We start from the raw sequence: 17,713 nt of genomic DNA on the forward strand, positions 1-17,713 counted from the left end.
CGGCGCCAGGCTGCCTCAGAACCAGCGCGTCACCACCGCCGCCGCCAGCACCACGACGCCGAAGACCGCCGCGCGCACCGCTTTGCGGCGGTAGGCCAGCGCCTCGTCCTGCATGCCTTCCATGCGGCCAATGGCCGCGGCGCGGATGACGGCCATGATGATGTACAGCACCGTGCCGATGAGCAGCACGGCCATGATGGTGGACAGGCGCATGGCGTGGTTCCTTTCGTTCGACGGCCTGCGGGCATCATAGGCCGCAGCCCGCTCACTCCATTTCCACTTCAAGGTGTCGATCACCGACATCCCGGCGAAGGCCGGGATCCATGTTTCCCGCACACGTCGGCTGGATTGCGGCCCCGTATCGCAGTACGGGGCAGGCTTTGCGCCGGAATGACGAGCTATGGCAGCTTTGATCTGGAATTGGAATCACACCCGCCCCGGCACGCCGCGCACCAGGCCGGTGTCGATGGCGGCGCGTTGCAGCCGCTGCCGGTCGGCGTCGTGCGCGGGGCAATGCATCTGCAGGTGCTGCAGGGCCAGCTCCAGCGCCTGCGCCCAGGCGCCCTGCAGCAGCCAGGCACCGGCGGCATCGGCCAGGCCCGCAGCGCAGCGCGGCAGCACGGCCGCCACGGCCTCGCTGGCATGCTGCGCGGCATCGAAGCCATCGGTGGCGGCGCGCCGGGCGATGAAGCCGGTGCCCGCCAGCGCCACGATCAGCTGTCGCGCCGCATCGTCTGAAGCCACCGCCACCTGCGGCTTGCCGCCGCCCACGGCGTGGTGCACCACGGCCAGCGCCGCCTCGGCGGACAGTCCCGCATGGCGCATCAACAGATCGACAGCCCCTGGCTTGTCACGCACGCGGCGCAGGTGAAACAACTCGATGGTGCTCACACCACGGTGGGCTCGGGTTCGAGTCGGATACCGAAGCGCTCGTACACGCTGGTCTGGATGGCCTTGGCCAGCGTCATCACCTCGCCGCCGGTGGCGGGGTTTGCGTGCCGCCGGCGTTGACCAGCACCAGCGCCTGCCGCTCGTACACGGCGGCGTTGCCCACGCGCTTGCCCTTCCAGCCGCAGGCGTCGATCAGCCAGCCTGCCGCTAGCTTCACGCTGCCGTCGGGCATGGGGTAGTGCACCACCTTGGGGTCGCGGCCGATGATGTCGGCGCACTGCTCGGGCGTGACGGTGGGGTTCTTGAAGAAGCTGCCCGCGTTGCCGACGACGGCCGGGTCGGGCAGCTTGGCGCGGCGGATGGCGACGATCCAGTCGTACAGCTGGCGCGCGCTGGGCGCGGTCACGCCCTCCTCGGCCATGCGGCGTTCGATGTCGAGGTAGCCCAGCACCGGCTGCCATTGTTTGGACAGCGCAAAGCGCACGCGCAGGATCAGCGCGCGGCCGGCCAGGCCGAAGTCGCCGGGCTGCGCCGGCACGTGCTTGAACACCGAATCGCGGTAGCCGAAGCCGCACTGCGCGGCATCCAGCGTGAACACCTCGCCCGTCAGGAGGTCGATGGCGTCCAGCGCGTGAAAGCGGTCCTGCAGCTCGACGCCGTAGGCGCCGATGTTCTGCACCGGCGATGCGCCCACGGTGCCGGGGATCAGCGCCAGGTTCTCCAGCCCGGGCAGGCCCTGGTCCAGCGTCCAGGTCACGAAGTCGTGCCAGTTCTCCCCGCGCCGGCCTCGACGATGGTGTGGCGCGCGGTCTCGCCCACCACGCGGCGGCCTGGCACTTCCACCTTCAGCACCGCGGCCTTCACATCGCCCGTCAGCACGATGTTGCTGCCGCCGCCGAGCACGAACTTCGGAGCCGGCGCCAGCTCGGCATCGGCCAGCACGGCACGCACGTCGGCCTCGCCGCGCACGCGCGTGAGCAGGGCCGCGCGCGCGGCGATGCCGAAGCTGTTGAGGGGCTGCAGGGACACGTTGCGCTCGATGAACATGGGACAATTGTCGCATTCGGTTTTGCGACATTCGGCTTACAGGAGACCAGCACCCATGCCCTCATTCGACACGGTTTGCGACCCCGACATGGTGGAAGTGAAGAACGCGGTGGAGAACGCCACCAAGGAGATCGGCACGCGCTTCGACTTCAAGGGCACCAGCGCCGGCATCGAGCTGAAGGACAAGGAGATCACCCTGCTGGGCGATGCCGAGTTCCAGCTGCAGCAGGTCGAGGACATCCTGCGCAACAAGCTGACCAAGCGCAACGTGGACGTGCGCTTTCTCGACAAGGGCGCGGTGCAGAAGATCGGCGGCGACAAGGTCAAGCAGGTCATCAAGGTGAAAAGCGGCATCGCCGGCGAGGACGCCAAGAAGATCCAGCGCCTGATCAAGGACAGCAAGCTGAAGGTGCAGGCCGCCATCCAGGGCGACAGCGTGCGCGTGACGGGCGCCAAGCGCGACGACCTGCAGGCCGTGATGGCGCTGCTGCGCAAGGACATGGCCGAGCTGCCGCTGTCGTTCGACAACTTCAGGGATTGAGCAAATGCGCCTTACGCTGCTGACCTTGTTGCTCCTTGGCGCAGGCGCTGCCTCGGCCCAATCCGTCTCGCTCCAAGGCATGCTGGGCAACAAGGCGTTGCTGCTGGTGGGCGGCGGTGCGCCGCGCGCGGTGGCGCCGGGCGAGACGCACCAGGGCGTGAAGGTGGTCTCCACCAGCGGCGACCAGGCCGTGGTGCTGATCGACGGCCGTCGCCACACGCTGCGCGTGGGCGAAGCGCCCGCCAGCGTGGGCAGCGCAGCGCCCAGCGGCAGCGACCGCGTGGCGCTGACGGCCGACGGACGCGGCCATTTCCTCACGCCGGGCAGCATCAACAACCGGCCAGTGCAGTTCATGGTGGACACGGGCGCGTCCACCATCGCCATCGGCCAGGCCGAGGCCGACCGGCTGGGCCTGAACTACAAGGCGGGCCGGCAGGTGATGATGAACACCGCCAACGGCAGCGCGCCCGGCTGGCTGTTCAAGCTCAACACCGTGCGCGTGGGCGACGTGACGGCTTACGACATCGACGCCGTGGTCACGCCCGCCGCGATGCCCATGGTGCTGCTGGGCAACAGCTTTCTCAACCGCTTCAGCATGCGGCGCGACGGCGACACGATGATGCTGATCAAGCGCTGAGTTTCAAGCGTTTTGGGCCTCCAGAGACCGCCACACGGGCGCTAGAAGCTATATTATTGATAGCAACTCGGCTGGCGTCAGCCGCTCATTTCTTCCTGGCACCCAGCTTGGATTCGGTGCCCGCCAGCAGGCGCTGGATGTTCTCGCGGTGGCGCCAGATCAGCAGCAGGCCCATGGCCACCATGGCCAGCGTCTTGGCGCCCGAGGCCTGCCAGGCCACGCCATCCACCAGCAGGTAATAGGCCGGCGCGAACACGGCCGCCACGATGGATGCCAGCGACACGTAGCGGAAGAAGGCCACGATGATGGCGAAGGTGAGCAGCGCGGCCAGCGCCAGCAGCGGCTCGAACGCGATCAGCACGCCCACGGCCGTGGCCACGCCCTTGCCGCCCGTGAAGCCGAAGAACACCGGGTACAGATGGCCCAGAAAGGCGGCCAGCCCGGCCAGCGCCTGCGTGCCCTCGCCCAGCCCCCAGGCCGGGCCGAACCACTTCACCAGCATCACCGGCAGCCAGCCCTTGGCCGCATCCAGCAGCAGCGTGACGATGGCCGCCGGTTTGCTGCCGGAGCGCAGCACGTTGGTGGCGCCGGGGTTGCCGCTGCCATAGGTGCGCGGGTCCGACAGGCCCATGGCGCGGCTGACGATGACGGCGAAGCTGAGCGAGCCGATCAGGTAGGCGGCCAGGGCCGCCAGCACGGACATGAGGTTCATGGCGAGGTACTCCTGAATCAATAGCTGCCTGCGCCCGATGGATGGGCGCCAACGGCATATTTTGCCAGTGAAATCGGATTCAGAGATCGATGGCGCACTGCACCGGCCGCGCGCCCAGCAGCTGCACGCACACCTGCGGGTCAAGGCCGACGAGGTAGCCGCGCCGCCCGCCGTTGAGGGCGATGCGCGGCAGGGCCAGGATGCCTTCTTCGATGTACACCGGCATGGCGCGCCGCGTGCCGAACGGCGAGGTGCCGCCCACCTGGTAGCCGCTGTGGCGGCTGGCCACCTCGGGGGCGCAGGGCTCGACCGACTTGGCGCCGATCTGGCGCGCCAGGTTCTTGGTGCTGACCTTGCGGTTGCCGTGCATCAGCACGATGAGCGGCTTGCCGTCCTGGTCCTGCATGACCAGGGTCTTGACCACAGCGAACGGATCGAAGCCCAGCACCTCGGCGCTGTGCGTGGCGCCGCCGTGCTCCACGTAGTCGTAGGGGTGTTCGGTGAAGGCCACGCCGTGCGAGCGCAGCAGCGCGGTGGCCGGCGTTTCGCTGACGTGGGCGACCTTCGCGGACTTGGCCATGGGCGTGGCTCAGCCCAGCCTGGCGGCTTCGGTCTCGGCGGCCTCGATCTCCTCTTCGCGCGCCTTCACGGCGGCGCGCAGGTCGAGCAGGATCGAGGTCAGCTCCAGCTTGCCCTTGCGCCCGGCGATGTCGGCCATGGTGACCAGGTCACGGCCGAAACGCTCGCGCTGCTCGGGCGACAGGATCTGCGTCAGGCACAGGGTGACGGCCGACATGGCGTCGATGACGGCGTTGAGGGATTTCTCGTTCAGCGGCAGTTCGTTGTGGCGGGCGGGCATGGGCAATCAAGGCGGGGCGAAGCGGGGTACGAATGGGATGGAAATGTTAACCGCGTGTGCATCGTGATGTAAGGAACTGCATCACGCCCCCGCGCCCATCAGTTCGCCGGGTCGCGCATCTCCAGCCGGATGGCGTCGCAGGCGGCCAGCAGTTCGTCGGACAGCTGCACATTCCAGGCGTCCAGGTCCTCGTCCAGCTGCGCCAGCGTGGTCACGCCGATGATGGTGCTGGCCACGCGCCAGCTGCGGTAGCAGAAGGCCAGGGCCAGTTGCGTGGGCGTCAGGCCATGGGCGCGCGCCAAGTCGTTGTAGCGCCTGGCCGCGGCCAGCGACGATTCACGGCCCCAGCGCTGGCTCTTCATGCGCTCGTACAGCGCCATGCGGCCGCGCGGCGCCTCGGGGCTGTGGATACCGCTTGCGTCGTACTTGCCCGTGAGCAGGCCGAAGCCGAGCGGCGAATAGGCCAGCAGGCCGACGTTCAGGCGGTGGCAGGTCTCGTCCAGCGCGTTGTCGTAAGTGCGGCTAATGAGGCAGTACGGGTTCTGCGTGCTGACGATGCGCGGCAGGCCGTGCTGCTCGGCCAGGCGGACGAATTCGTGCACGCCGTAGGGCGTTTCGTTCGACAACCCGATGTGGCGCACCTTGCCGGCCTTGACCAGCCCGGCCAGCGCCTCCAGCTGCGCGCGGATCGGCGTTTCGGATTTTTCCTGCGCCGGGTCGTAGTAAAGGTTGCCGAAGGCGGGCACATGGCGCTCGGGCCAGTGGATCTGGTAGAGGTCGATCACGTCGGTCTGCAGGCGCTTGAGGCTCGCGTGGCACGAGGCCTCGATGTCGGCCGGCGTCATGCCTTGCCCTTCGCGAATCCACGGCATGCCGCGCGACGGGCCGGCCACCTTGCTGGCCAGCACGATCTTCTGGCGCATGCCGGGACGGGCCTTGAGCCAGTGGCCGATGAAGGTCTCGGTGGCGCCGCAGGTGGGCGCGCTGGGCGGCACGGGGTACATCTCGGCCGTGTCGAGGAAGTTGATGCCGCGCTCGATGGCGCGGTCCATGATGGCGTGCGAGGTGGGCTCGTCCACCTGTTCGCCGAAGGTCATGGTGCCGAGGCAGATGGGGGTGACGCGCAGGTCGCTGGTGCCGAGGGAAATGGTGTTCATGAAAAACGTGAGGTTCGAAAAACAGGCGGCCCGAGTGTAGGCGGCATCAATCGAGGCGCGTCGCGCGCGCCCGCTCCTCCTCCTGCAGCCGCAGCACGCGGCGCTGCACCTTGCCGGTGGTGGTCATGGGCAGCTGGTCGATGAATTCGATCTCCTTGGGGTATTCGTAGGGCGCCAGCTGGCCTTTGACGTGCTCCTGCAGCGAGGCGATCAAATCCTGGTCAAACTGCCCTCCATAGCCCGCCTGATGGGCGCGAGCAGCTACGAAATCAGGAGTCAACACCACGTAGGCCTTCACCACGGCACCGCGCTGCGTATCCGGCTTGGGGACCACGGCGCAGTTGGCCACGGCCGGGTGCTTGACCAGGCAGTTCTCGATCTCCCCGGACCGATGCGGTAGCCGGCGGCCTTGAACACGTCGTCGGCACGGCCGTGGTACCAGAGGTAGCCGTCGGCGTCGCGCACCGCCATGTCGCCGGTGCGCCACCAATCGCCGCTGAACTTGGCGCGCGTGGCGGCGGCGTTGTTCCAGTAGCCAAGAAAGAAGATCGGATCGGGATCGCCGTGGATGTCGGTGCGGCGGATGGCGACTTCGCCGGGTTCGCCGGGCGGCACTTCGGCGCCCTCGTCGTCGATCACCGTGACCAGGTGGCCGGGGTAGCCGCGGCCCATGCTGCCGGGCCGGGCGGGCCAGCCGACGGCACCGCGGCCAGTCAATCCGCCGCCGGGCCGCCCCAGGGCGGGTTGCGCCCCTCGGGGGCAGCGCAGCCACGTCAGTGCGGAGCGTGGGGGCCACATTCATGGCGCAGTTGCCGACGATGTAGTTGACCTCGGTCTGGCCGAACATCTCGTTGACGATCACGCCCAGTTCGTCGCGGCACCAGGCGAACACCGCGTCGCCCACGGCCTCGCCGGCGCTCATCAGGCCCTGCAGGTGCAGCGTGTGCTGCCGGCGCGGGTGCGGCACGGCCTTCATCATGGCCTTGAGCGCGGTCGGGAACAGGAAGCTGTGCGTGACGCGGTGCTGCTCGAGGATCTGGAACGCCAGCTCGGGGCTGAAGCGGCCGTTGAAGGCGACGATGGGGCGGCCGAAGTACAGGGTGGGGAGCAGCGCATCCATCAACCCTCCCGTCCAGGCCCAGTCTGCCGGACTCCAGAAGATGCTTTGCGTCTTTGGGTCGCTCGGCAGACTGGGCGTTGCCCCGATGTGCCCGCCCCCATCCCCGCCCTCCCCGCGCGGGGCGGAGTCTCATCGGGAGGAAGCGTTTCGGCAGTCGGCTCGAACCCGAACCAGTTCTGGCTGCAGACGAAGCCGGGCAGGTTGCCGATGAGGGCGCGGTGGGGGATGAGCGCGCCCTTGGGCGGGCCGGTGGTGCCGCTGGTGTAGATCAGCACGGCGGGGTCGTCGGCCGCGGTGTCGGCGGCATCGAAGGTGTCGGCGGCGGTGGCCAGCAGCGTTTGCCAGTCGTGGTCGGCGCGCGCGGCGCCCTGCCCCAGGCCGATGACCACGGCGAGCGTGGGGCAACTGCCGCGCACCGACAGCAAGGCCTCCATCGAGGCCTCGTCGCAGATCGCGGCCAGCGCGCCGGCGTCGTTGATGCGGTATTCCAGCGCCTCGGGGCCGAACAGCTGCGACAGCGGCATGGCGATGGCGCCCAGCTGCAGCACGGCGATGTAGGCCACGGCGGTTTCGAAGCGCTGCGGCATCACGATGGCCACGCGATCATCGCGCCGCACGCCCACCTTGGCCAGCGCGTTCGACAACCGGTTGGCCGCCGCCTGCAGCGCGGCATATGAATGCAATCGCGGTGCAGCGCCCGCCACATGCTCGATGACTGCTATCTTCTCAGTAGCATCCGGCGCCTGCGCCCAGCGCCGGCTGCACACCTCGGCCATGTTGAAGCGCGCTGGCACCTGCCAGCGGAACGCCTGCTGCATGGCGGCGTGGTGGTCATCGCCGCTGTCGCTGACTGGACGCTGGGGCATGGCCTGTCTCCTCTAAGATTTCTGCAATGTATCAAGTCCAACGCCCCTCGCGCAGCGCCTTCGTCCCCATCCGCCTGCACCGCTACCACGTCCGCCTGTGGGGCGATCCGGCCGCGAAGCCGCTGGTGCTGGTGCACGGGTGGATGGACGTGGCGGCGTCATACCAGTTCATGGTCGACGCGCTGTCGCCTGCCTTCTTCGCGGGCCGCTTCATCATCGCGCCCGACTGGCGCGGCTTCGGCCAGTCCACCGGGCCGGCGTGCGACCACTACAGCTTTGCCGACTACCTGGGCGATCTGGAATGCCTGCTCGACCATTACGCGGGCGAGCGCCCGGTCGATCTGGTCGGCCACAGCATGGGCGGCAACATCGCCATGATGTTCGCCGGCACGCGGCCGGCACGCATCCGCCGCCTGGTCAACCTGGAGGGCTACGGCATGCCCGCCACGCGACCCACGCAGGCACCGGCGCGCTACGCCAAGTGGCTGGACGAGATCAAGGCCCTGCACCGCGGCGAGATGGCGCTGCGCAGCTACGACGACCTGCCCGGCGTGGCCGCGCGCCTGATGAAGACCAACCACCGCCTGCCGCAGGCCAAGGCCGACTGGCTGGCGCGCGAATGGTCGGAAGACCGCCTGCAGGCGGATGGCAGCACGCGCCGCGCCATCCTGGGCGACGCGGCGCACCGCATCATCAATGCCCAGCTGTTCCGCGTCGACGAGATGCTGGCCCTGTACGCTGCCATCCAGGCACCCACGCTGATGGTGGACGCCAGCGACGACAGCCTGGCCGGCTGGTGGGGCGATCGCTTCACCCGCGCCGAATTCCACGAGCGCCTGAACGCCGTGGCCAACGTGCGGCGCGAAGTCATCCAGGACGCCGGCCACATGCTGCACCACGACCAGCCGCAGGCACTGGCGGCACTGGTCGAAGCCTTCCTGGGCTGAAGCCGCGGCGCAGTAACGCACCCGTGCGGCGGGCTATTCGGCGCCCGCGGCCGGTGCCGCGCCCGCATGAGAAAATTCGCGGTTTCGCGCCCGTGCGGCGCGCCCGTTTTTTGTTGAGAACAAGCACCATGGAAGCAGAACGCATCAACCAGATTGGCCACCAGATCGAAGACCTGACCGCTCGCACCGCCGAGCTACGGGGGTATCTTTGACTACGCTGCCAAGGCCGAACGCCTGAGGACCGTCAACGCCGCGCTGGAAGACCCGGCCGTCTGGAACGACCCCAAGAAGGCCCAGGAACTGGGCAAGGAAAAGAAGGCGCTCGACGGCGTGGTCGTCACGCTGGATGAACTGACGCGCGACCTGGCCGACAACGCCGAGCTGTTCGAGCTGAGCAGCGACGAGGACGACGAGGCCAGCCTGCAGGCCATTGCCGACGACGTGGCCAAGCTGGAAAAGACGGTGGAAGAACTCGAGTTCCGCCGCATGTTCAACCAGCCCGCCGACGCCAACAACGCCTTCCTCGACATCAGGCCGGTGCCGGCGGCACCGAGGCGCAGGACTGGGCCAGCATGCTGCTGCGCCAGTACCTGAAGTACGCCGAGCGCAAGGGCTTCAAGACCGACATCGAGGACGAGACGCCCGGCGACACCGCCGGCATCAAGGGCGCCACCATCAAGATCGAGGGCGAATACGCCTACGGCCTGCTGCGCACCGAAACCGGCGTGCACCGCCTGGTGCGCAAGAGCCCGTTCGATTCCTCCGGCGGGCGCCACACCAGCTTTGCCAGCGTGTTCGTCTACCCCGAGATCGACGACTCGATCGAGATCGACATCAACCCCGCCGACGTGCGCGTGGACACCTACCGCGCATCGGGCGCCGGCGGTCAGCACATCAACAAGACCGATTCGGCCGTGCGCCTGACGCACGAGCCCACCGGCATCGTGGTGCAGTGCCAGGACAGCCGCAGCCAGCACAGCAACCGCGACGTGGCCTGGCAGCGCTTGCGCAGCCGCCTGTACGACCACGAAATGCGCAAGCGCCTGGACGAGCAGCAAAAGCTCGAAGACAGCAAAACCGACGTCGGCTGGGGCCACCAGATCCGCAGCTACGTGCTGGACAACAGCCGCATCAAGGACCTGCGCACCAACGTCGAAATCAGCAACACGCAGAAGGTGCTGGACGGCGATCTCGACGCCTTCATCGAGGCCAGCCTGAAGCAGGGCGTTTGATTTTTCAAGCCATTTTGGCCTCCAGAGCTTGCCAGACAAGCGCTGGCAGCTATTTATTTTGAATTAAAAGGATTCACCATGCGAGAAGGACAACCCGCCGTCACCCGGCGACTGGACTACGCCCCGCCCGCGTTCTGGATCGATTCGGTCGAACTCACCTTCGACCTCGACCCGGCCAAGACTCGGGTGCTCAACCGCATGCGCCTGCGCCGCAACCCCGACGTGCCGGCGCAGCCGCTGCGCCTGGATGGCGACGAGCTGAACCTGTCGCGCGTGATGCTGGCCGGCCAGGCCTGCAGCTTCCGCATGGACGGCGAGACCCTGGTGCTGGAGAACCTGCCCGAGGGAACCACGCCGTTCGAGCTGGAAATCTTCACCACCTGCTACCCCGAGAAGAACAGCAAGCTCATGGGGCTGTTCATGAGCGGTGGCGACTTCTTCACGCAGTGCGAGGCCGAAGGCTTTCGCCGCATCACCTACTTCCTCGACCGGCCCGACGTGATGGCGACTTACACCGTCACCCTGCGCGCCGACAAGGCGCGCTACCCGGTGCTGCTGTCCAACGGCAACCTGACCGACGCGGGCGAGCTGCCCGAAGGCCGCCACTTCGCCACCTGGCACGACCCGCACAAGAAGCCCAGCTACCTGTTCGCCCTGGTGGCCGGCCAGCTGGTGGCGCGCGAGCAGCGCATCGCCACGCGCTCCGGATCAGAACATCTGTTGCAGGTCTACGTGCGCCCGGGCGATCTGGACAAGACCGAGCACGCGATGAACTCGCTGATCCACTCGGTGCTGTGGGACGAGGCGCGCTTTGGCCTGCCGCTGGACCTGGAGCGCTTCATGGTGGTGGCCACCAGCGACTTCAACGCCGGCGCGATGGAGAACAAGGGCCTGAACATCTTCAACACCAAGTACGTGCTGGCCAAGCCAGCCACCGCTACCGACGGCGACTACGACGCCATCGAGAGCGTGATCGGCCACGAGTACTTCCACAACTGGACGGGCAACCGCGTCACCTGCCGCGACTGGTTCCAGCTCAGCCTGAAGGAAGGGCTGACGGTGTTCCGCGACCAGGAATTCAGCCAGGACCTGGCCGGCACGCCCAGCGCCCGCGCCGTCAAGCGCATCCAGGACGTCATCAACCTGCGCGCCGCCCAGTTCCCCGAAGACGCCGGCCCCATGGCCCACCCCGTGCGGCCCGACGAATACCTGGAGATCAGCAACTTCTACACCACCACCATCTACGAGAAGGGCGCCGAGGTGGTGCGCATGTACCAGACGCTGGTGGGGCGCGAGGGCTTCTGCAAGGGCATGGACTTGTACTTCCAGCGCCACGACGGCCAGGCCGTGACCTGCGACGATTTCGCGCAGGCCATGGCCGATGCGAACCCGGACAGCGACCTCGCCCGCCTGCTGCCGCAATTCAAGCGCTGGTACAGCCAGGCCGGCACGCCGGTGGTGAAAGCCGAAGGCCGTTACGACGGCGCCGCGCGCAGCTACACGCTGACTCTGTCGCAGAGCTGCCCCGCCACGCCGGGCCAGCCGCAGAAGGCGCCGTTCGTCATCCCGCTACGCATGGGCCTGGTGGGGCCGGACGGGCGCGACCTGCCGCTGCAGCTGGAGCACTGGCAGCACGCAGTCGAAGGCAGCCACACCGTGGTGCTGACCGAAGCGCAGACCACGCTGACCTTCATCAGCGTCGACGCCGAGCCCGTGCCCTCGCTGCTGCGCGGCTTCTCGGCCCCCGTCGAGCTGGACTGCGACTACAGCAGCGCGCAGCTGTTGCACCTGCTGGCGCACGACAGCGACCCCTTCAACCGCTGGGAGGCCGGGCAGCAGCTGGGCCTGCGCAAGGCCATCGAGCTGCTAGCGCACGCCGGCGACGTGCCAACCAGGCCGCTGAACGACGCCTACGTGGCCGCCCTGCGCGCCGTGCTGCGTCACCCCACGCTGGATGCCGCGTTCAAGGAACTGGTGCTCACCCTGCCCGGCGAGGACTACATCGCCGAGCAGCTCGACGTGGTCGACCCCCAGCGCATCCACGCCGTGTGCGACGCCATGGAGCGCCAGCTGGCCGCCGACCTGCGTGACGACTGGCAGTGGGCCTGCGAGCAGAACGAGCACACCGGCGCCTACACGCCCGATCCGGTCTCGGCCGGCCGCCGTGCGCTGGCCGGGCTGGCGCTGCACATGCTGTGCCTGGCCGCGCGCGACAGCGGCGACACCGTGTGGCCCGGCAAGGCCTACCAGCGCGCCAAGGACGCCGGCAACATGACCGACCGCCTGAACGCCCTCAGCGCCCTGCTCTACAGCGGGCACGAGCTGGCCGGCCGCGCGCTGGAACGCTTCTACCGCCTGTTCAAGGACGAGCCGCTGGCGCTGGACAAATGGTTCTCACTGCAGGCCCGCGCGCCCGACCGCGGCGGCAACGTGCTGCCGCAGGTGCGCGAGCTGATGAAGCACCCCGACTTCAGCCTGCGCAACCCCAACCGCGCGCGCAGCGTGGTGTTCAGCTACTGCCACGGCAACCCGGCCGCCTTCCACCGGCGCGACGCCGCCGGCTACGTCTACTGGGCCGACCGCGTGCTGGAACTCGACACGCTCAACCCCCAGGTGGCCGCCCGCCTGGCCCGCGCCATGGACGCCTGGGCGCGCCTGGCCGAGCCCTACCGCAGCGCCGCGCGCGAGGCCATTGCCCGCGTCGCCGCGCAGGCCAACCTGAGCAACGACGTGCGCGAGGTGGTCACGCGCGCACTGGCCGAAACCGGCGCCCCCACGGCCGGGCCGGCCGACGCCGAAGCACGCACCGCCCCCACCCCCGACACCCTGACGAGGCCCACCCATGAGCAACCGCATCTCCCTCACCCGCTACCTGGTCGAGAAACAGCGCCTGGACGACCACATCCCCGGCCAGCTGCGCCTGCTGCTGGAAGTGGTGGCGCGTGCCTGCAAGACCATCAGCCACGCCGTCAACAAGGGCGCCCTGGGCGGCGTGCTGGGCAGCGCCGGCAGCGAGAACGTGCAGGGCGAGGTGCAGAAGAAGCTCGACATCATCGCCAACGAGGTGCTGATCGAGGCCAACGAATGGGGTGGCCACCTGGCGGCCATGGCCAGCGAGGAGATGAACAACATCTACCTCATCCCCAACCGCTACCCGCGCGGCGAATACCTGTTGCTGATCGACCCGCTGGACGGCTCCAGCAACATCGACGTCAACGTCAGCATCGGCACCATCTTCAGCGTGCTGCGCATGCCCGAGGGCGACCGCGGCGTGGAAGAGAACGACTTCCTGCAGCCCGGCAAATGCCAGGTGGCGGCCGGCTACTGCGTCTATGGCCCGCAGACCACGCTGGTGCTGACGGTGGGCGACGGCGTGGCCATGTTCACGCTGGACCGCGAGATGGGCAGCTTCGTGCTGACGCAGGACGCGGTGCAGATCCCCGCCGACACCCGGGAATTCGCCATCAACATGAGCAACATGCGCCACTGGGACGCCCCGGTCAAGCGCTACATCGACGAATGCCTGGCCGGCAAGGACGGCCCTAGGGCTAAGGACTTCAACATGCGCTGGGTGGCCAGCATGGTGGCCGACGTGCACCGCATCATGACGCGCGGCGGCATCTTCATGTACCCCTGGGACAAGCGCGAACCCAACAAGCCCGGCAAGCTGCGCCTGATGTACGAGGCCAACCCCATGGCCTGGCTGATCGAGCAGGCCGGCGGCGCCGCCACCAACGGGCGCGAGCGCATCATGGACGTGCAACCCACGCAACTGCACGAACGCGTGAGCGTCATCCTGGGCAGCAGGAACGAGGTGGACCGGGTGACGCAGTACCACCTGGAGGCAGGCTCGGCGACCTGAGCCGCACAAGCCGGTTGGTCGGGCCGAGTGCTGTCAAAAGCATAGCTGCCAGCGCTTGATGGGCAAGCGTGAGGCCGAGTTTCAATCAGTAAGAACCATTCCCAGCAAGGCCACTAACAGGACAGCCCATCAAAGGTAACAGCAGCGACGACGCATTCGCTTGACACCGCCCCTTCCCCTCGTAACTGCTCCATCCCACGGTCGAATTCATCAAGCAAGTGCAGAGAAATGCCAAGAATATTTGACAACATCGAAACGCCCTTGATGCCTGCGCTCCAAAAGACGCTTCAGGTTGCAAGGCGCGCCGACTTCTGCGTTGGCTATTTCAACCTGCGCGGCTGGCAGCATCTCGCGCCCCACCTGATGAAATCAGGAGAGGAGAGGAGAGGAGAGGAGAGGAGAGGAGAGGAGAGGAGAGGAGAGGAGAGGAGAATGGAACATGCCGCCTGCTGGTCGGTATGCATGTCTCGCCCAGTGAAGAACTGCGCCACGCCTTACGTCACCAAAACGACGACGAACTTCTAGACAATCAAACGGCGCAGCGCGACAAGCGCCGCATCGCCGAAGAGTTCCGCCAGCAACTCACCTTCGGCGCCCCGTCCAACGGGGACGAAGCCGCCTTGCGGCAACTGGCCGCACAAATCCATTCTGGCCAACTGACCGTCAAGGTCTATCTGCGCCACCCGCTGCACGCCAAGCTCTACCTGCTATTCACGCCGCAGTTCCCCAACAACCCCGTCACGGGTTTCCTCGGCAGCTCCAACCTCACGCTCGCGGGCCTTTCCAAACAGGGCGAACTCAACGTTGACGTGCTGGAGCACGATGCCTGCAACAAGCTGGCCGCGTGGTTCGATGACCGCTGGAACGACCGCTGGTGCGTCGACATCTCCAAGGAACTGGCGACCATCATCGACGAAAGCTGGGCGGGCGAGCGCCTGTTACCGCCCTATCACGTCTATTTGAAGATGGCCTACCACCTCGCGCAGGAAGCGAGGGCCGGGCTCACGGAATTCCGCATTCCCGCGATCTTCAACGGCACGCTGTTCGACTTCCAGACCGCCGCCGTCAAGATCGCCGCGCACCACCTCAACAAGCGCGGTGGCGTGCTGATCGGCGACGTGGTGGGCCTGGGCAAGTCGATGATGGCCACGGCGCTGGCCAAGGTCTTCGAAGACGACTATCACACCGAAACCCTCGTCATCTGCCCCAAGAACCTGGTGCCAATGTGGGAGGACTACGTCCACCGCTACCGCCTGCACGCCAAGGTGCTGTCGCTGTCTAGGGTCCTCAATGAGTTGCCAGAGAAAACCCGGCGCTACCGGCTGGTACTGATCGACGAATCGCACAACCTGCGCAACAAGGACGGCAAGCGATGGAAGGTCATCCGCGAATACATCGAACGCAACGAAAGCCTCACCGTCCTGCTCTCGGCCACGCCGTACAACAAGACCTACCTCGACCTCTCGGCGCAACTCGGCCTGTTCCTGAATGAAGACGCCGACATCGGCATCCGCCCCGAACACCTCCTCAAAGACCTGGGCGGCGAGCACGAATTCATCCGCCGCCACCAATGCGGCGTGCGCACCCTCGCTGCTTTCGAGAAAAGCGACATCCCCGACGACTGGCGCGAACTCATGCGGCTGTACATGGTGCGCCGCACGCGCGGCTTCATCATGCAGCACTATGCGCAGCAAGACGAACACGGCAAATACCTGCTCTTCGCCGATGGCCGCAAGTCCTACTTCCCCAAGCGGGTGCCCAAAAGCCTGGGCTTTGCCATCGACGAAACCAACCCCGAAGACCCCTACGCCCGCTTCTACAGCAACACGGTCGTGGGCACCATCAACGATCTCCTGCTGCCACGCTACGGCCTGGGCAATTACATCGCACCCAAACCCAAGACGCCACCCACACCGCAGCAGAACAAGATCATCGATGGACTGTCACGCGCAGGCACGCGGCTCATGGGTTTTGCCGCACCAACCTGTTCAAGCGACTGGAAAGTGCCGGGCCTGCCTTCATCCTGTCCATCGAGCGGCACATCCTGCGCAACTTCATCGTCCTACACGCCGTCGAGAACGGGCTGGACATTCCGCTGGGCACCCAGGGCGCGGAACTGCTGGACACTCGCCACTACGACGAAGACCCGGACGGGGTACTTGCCGATGAGGAAGGCGACGAGGAAGCTGACACCACCAGCAGCAACGGGCTGCGCACCGAAGCCGACTACCGCACTCGCGCCACCCAAGCCTATGCAGCCTACAGCGGCCCACTGAAAAGCCGCTTCAAGTGGTTGCCCGGCGCGCTGTTCAAGAAAACGTTGGCCAAGGATTTGCTGGCCGACGCCCACGCCCTGCTGGGCGTGTTGCGCACCTGCGGCAACTGGCAACCTCAGGCAGACGCCAAACTTGCCGCCCTGGCCGAACTCATCGAGAAGCAGCACCCCAAGGACAAGCTGCTCATCTTCACCCAGTTCGCCGATACCGCACGCTACCTGAATACGCAACTCGCGGCACGCGGAATGCTGCAAGTGGCCGAAGCCACCGGCCAAAGCGCCGACCCCACAGCCCTGGCCTGGCGCTTCTCGCCGCAGTCCAACGACAAGCGTCAACAGGTCAAGAAGGCCGACGAACTGCGCGTGCTCATCGCCACTGACGTGCTGTCCGAAGGCCAGAACCTGCAAGACGCGCACATCATCGTCAACTACGACCTGCCCTGGGCCATCATTCGCCTGATCCAGCGCGCGGGCCGCGTGGACCGCATCGGCCAGCAGTCCGACACCATCCTCTGCTATTCCTTCGTGCCTGCCGATGGCGTCGAGCGTCTCATCAGGCTGCGCGCTCGCGTCAGGCAGCGCCTGATCGAGAACGCCGAAGTCGTCGGCTCCGACGAAACCTTCTTCGACGACGACAGCGATGACGACGACCGTCTGATCCGCGACCTGTACACCGAGAAGAACGGCATCCTCGACGACGACGGCGACACCGAGGTCGATCTGGCCTCCTACGCCTGGCAGATCTGGAAGAACGCCACCGACGCCGACCCATCGCTCGCCGCCACCATAGAAAGCCTGCCCAACGTGGTCTATGCCACCAAGGCACACACGGCCACGCCCGCCGCACCTCAGGGCGTGCTCGTCTATCTGCGCACCGACCAGGGCAACGACGCACTCGCATGGGTGGACGAAAGCGGCCAGCCCGTCACGCAGTCGCAATTCACCATCCTGAAGGCCGCCGCCTGCGCGGCCGACACCCTGCCCTGCCGCGCACGGACAACCACCACGCCCTCACCCAGCAGGGCATGGCGCACATCGCCGAAGAAGAGAAATCCACCGGCGGCGCACTGGGCCGGCCCTCCGGCGCGCGCTTCAAGACCTACGAGCGCATCAAGCGCTGGCGCGAGCGACAAGGCAGCACGCGCGACCTGTTCATCACCGAAGACCACATCCGCCGCATCGACAAGGCGCTGGAAGACATCTACCGCTACCCGCTGTACCAAAGCGCCACCGACACGCTCAACCGCCAGCTCAAGGCGGGCATCAACGACCACGACCTGATCGACCTCGTCTTCTCGCTGCGCGAAGACGGTCGCCTGTGCCTGGTGGACGAACAAGACCAGCAACGCGAGCCTCGGCTCATCTGCTCGCTCGGCCTGGCCTGAAGCGCCAACGCCCTGCAATCACTCAAATTTCATAGCTGCTCGCCCTTGTCAGGCGGGCGCTGGAGGCCAATTTGACATGAATATCGACGCCCCCGCTTTCAGCAGCTGCTGAGCCAATTCAAGCTGCCTCAACTGTTCAACGAACTCGGTTGGGACCAACCCGCGCTGAAGGCTCAAACTAT

13 protein-coding genes and 4 pseudogenes are annotated in these 17,713 nt (G+C 66.9%); 8 read left to right on the top strand and 9 right to left on the bottom strand.

Going from position 1 to position 17,713, the window contains the following annotated elements:
- Positions 1 to 15 precede the first annotated feature (15 nt).
- From H0I39_RS01360 to murB, 3 genes and pseudogenes are all read right to left on the bottom strand, one after another.
- The gene (locus tag H0I39_RS01360; protein ID WP_180549307.1) at positions 16 to 213 is read right to left on the bottom strand and encodes a hypothetical protein; all 198 of its coding nucleotides are present in this window, start codon (positions 211 to 213) and stop codon (positions 16 to 18) included.
- 213 nt (positions 214 to 426) lie between these two features.
- Positions 427 to 891: a hypothetical protein gene (locus H0I39_RS01365; protein WP_180549308.1), complete on the bottom strand. Its 465-nt coding sequence runs from the start codon at positions 889 to 891 to the stop codon at positions 427 to 429.
- A pseudogene (gene murB / locus H0I39_RS01370) lies at positions 888 to 1,938 on the bottom strand (UDP-N-acetylmuramate dehydrogenase). The gene H0I39_RS01365 and the pseudogene murB overlap by 4 nt, the downstream one beginning before the upstream one ends.
- A 55-nt stretch (positions 1,939 to 1,993) precedes the next feature.
- Here murB and H0I39_RS01375 point away from each other — a divergent pair.
- Positions 1,994 to 2,479 carry a YajQ family cyclic di-GMP-binding protein gene (locus tag H0I39_RS01375; RefSeq protein ID WP_180549309.1) on the top strand — a complete coding sequence of 162 codons (486 nt, stop codon included), beginning with the start codon at positions 1,994 to 1,996 and terminating at the stop codon, positions 2,477 to 2,479.
- A gap of 25 nt (positions 2,480 to 2,504) precedes the next feature.
- Positions 2,505 to 3,116, top strand: a complete 612-nt coding sequence (locus tag H0I39_RS01380) for a retropepsin-like aspartic protease family protein (RefSeq protein ID WP_373368244.1) — start codon at positions 2,505 to 2,507, stop codon at positions 3,114 to 3,116.
- 85 nt (positions 3,117 to 3,201) lie between these two features.
- Here H0I39_RS01380 and plsY read toward each other — a convergent pair whose 3' ends face one another.
- From plsY to H0I39_RS23835, 6 genes and pseudogenes are all read right to left on the bottom strand, one after another.
- Positions 3,202 to 3,828 carry a glycerol-3-phosphate 1-O-acyltransferase PlsY gene (gene plsY / locus H0I39_RS01385; protein WP_180549310.1) on the bottom strand — a complete coding sequence of 209 codons (627 nt, stop codon included), beginning with the start codon at positions 3,826 to 3,828 and terminating at the stop codon, positions 3,202 to 3,204.
- Between the two features lie 79 nt (positions 3,829 to 3,907).
- Positions 3,908 to 4,408 (bottom strand): aminoacyl-tRNA deacylase, encoded by a 501-nt coding sequence (locus tag H0I39_RS01390; protein ID WP_180549311.1) that lies wholly within the window; start codon positions 4,406 to 4,408, stop codon positions 3,908 to 3,910.
- 9 nt (positions 4,409 to 4,417) lie between these two features.
- Positions 4,418 to 4,687, bottom strand: coding sequence for a hypothetical protein (locus tag H0I39_RS01395; RefSeq protein ID WP_180549312.1), 270 nt, complete (start codon positions 4,685 to 4,687; stop codon positions 4,418 to 4,420).
- Between the two features lie 98 nt (positions 4,688 to 4,785).
- Positions 4,786 to 5,844: an aldo/keto reductase gene (locus tag H0I39_RS01400; RefSeq protein WP_180549313.1), complete on the bottom strand. Its 1,059-nt coding sequence runs from the start codon at positions 5,842 to 5,844 to the stop codon at positions 4,786 to 4,788.
- Between the two features lie 46 nt (positions 5,845 to 5,890).
- A pseudogene (locus H0I39_RS23830) lies at positions 5,891 to 7,021 on the bottom strand (AMP-binding enzyme); the annotation flags it as partial.
- Entirely contained in the window at positions 6,964 to 7,830 is an 867-nt protein-coding gene (locus H0I39_RS23835; protein WP_180549314.1) for an AMP-binding protein, read from the bottom strand. The gene H0I39_RS23835 and the pseudogene H0I39_RS23830, both read right to left, overlap by 58 nt.
- 26 nt (positions 7,831 to 7,856) lie before the next feature.
- Between H0I39_RS23835 and H0I39_RS01415 the strand changes: the two genes are divergently transcribed.
- The 6 genes and pseudogenes from H0I39_RS01415 to H0I39_RS21275 all read left to right on the top strand — a co-directional run bounded on the left by H0I39_RS01415 (position 7,857) and on the right by H0I39_RS21275 (position 17,427).
- Positions 7,857 to 8,777, top strand: coding sequence for an alpha/beta fold hydrolase (locus H0I39_RS01415; protein ID WP_180549315.1), 921 nt, complete (start codon positions 7,857 to 7,859; stop codon positions 8,775 to 8,777).
- Between the two features lie 128 nt (positions 8,778 to 8,905).
- Positions 8,906 to 10,006, top strand: a pseudogene (locus H0I39_RS01420) (PCRF domain-containing protein); the annotation flags it as partial.
- 81 nt (positions 10,007 to 10,087) lie between these two features.
- Positions 10,088 to 12,772: pseudogene (pepN, locus tag H0I39_RS01425) on the top strand (aminopeptidase N); the annotation flags it as partial.
- A 79-nt stretch (positions 12,773 to 12,851) separates the two neighbouring features.
- On the top strand, positions 12,852 to 13,871 hold the full coding sequence (locus H0I39_RS01430; protein ID WP_180549316.1) for a class 1 fructose-bisphosphatase: 1,020 nt from the start codon (positions 12,852 to 12,854) through the stop codon (positions 13,869 to 13,871).
- A 458-nt stretch (positions 13,872 to 14,329) separates the two neighbouring features.
- A complete protein-coding gene (locus H0I39_RS21270; protein ID WP_257645547.1) occupies positions 14,330 to 16,147 on the top strand; it encodes a restriction endonuclease PLD domain-containing protein in 1,818 nt (605 codons plus the stop codon).
- 44 nt (positions 16,148 to 16,191) lie between these two features.
- Positions 16,192 to 17,427 carry a C-terminal helicase domain-containing protein gene (locus H0I39_RS21275; protein WP_257645548.1) on the top strand — a complete coding sequence of 412 codons (1,236 nt, stop codon included), beginning with the start codon at positions 16,192 to 16,194 and terminating at the stop codon, positions 17,425 to 17,427.
- Positions 17,428 to 17,713 lie beyond the last annotated feature (286 nt).

This window comes from Ottowia beijingensis, from assembly GCF_013423955.1.
Classification (GTDB): Bacteria; Pseudomonadota; Gammaproteobacteria; order Burkholderiales; family Burkholderiaceae_C; genus Ottowia; species Ottowia beijingensis.

Coding starts and splice junctions, on each gene's coding strand:
- plsY (WP_180549310.1), bottom strand. CDS start 3,828: ATGAACCTCATGTCCGTGCTGGCGGCCCTGGCCGCCTACCTGATCGGC.
- H0I39_RS01415 (WP_180549315.1), top strand. CDS start 7,857: ATGTATCAAGTCCAACGCCCCTCGCGCAGCGCCTTCGTCCCCATCCGC.
- H0I39_RS01395 (WP_180549312.1), bottom strand. CDS start 4,687: ATGCCCGCCCGCCACAACGAACTGCCGCTGAACGAGAAATCCCTCAAC.
- H0I39_RS01375 (WP_180549309.1), top strand. CDS start 1,994: ATGCCCTCATTCGACACGGTTTGCGACCCCGACATGGTGGAAGTGAAG.
- H0I39_RS01390 (WP_180549311.1), bottom strand. CDS start 4,408: ATGGCCAAGTCCGCGAAGGTCGCCCACGTCAGCGAAACGCCGGCCACC.
- H0I39_RS01360 (WP_180549307.1), bottom strand. CDS start 213: ATGCGCCTGTCCACCATCATGGCCGTGCTGCTCATCGGCACGGTGCTG.
- H0I39_RS01430 (WP_180549316.1), top strand. CDS start 12,852: ATGAGCAACCGCATCTCCCTCACCCGCTACCTGGTCGAGAAACAGCGC.
- H0I39_RS21270 (WP_257645547.1), top strand. CDS start 14,330: ATGCATGTCTCGCCCAGTGAAGAACTGCGCCACGCCTTACGTCACCAA.
- H0I39_RS01400 (WP_180549313.1), bottom strand. CDS start 5,844: ATGAACACCATTTCCCTCGGCACCAGCGACCTGCGCGTCACCCCCATC.
- H0I39_RS23835 (WP_180549314.1), bottom strand. CDS start 7,830: ATGCCCCAGCGTCCAGTCAGCGACAGCGGCGATGACCACCACGCCGCC.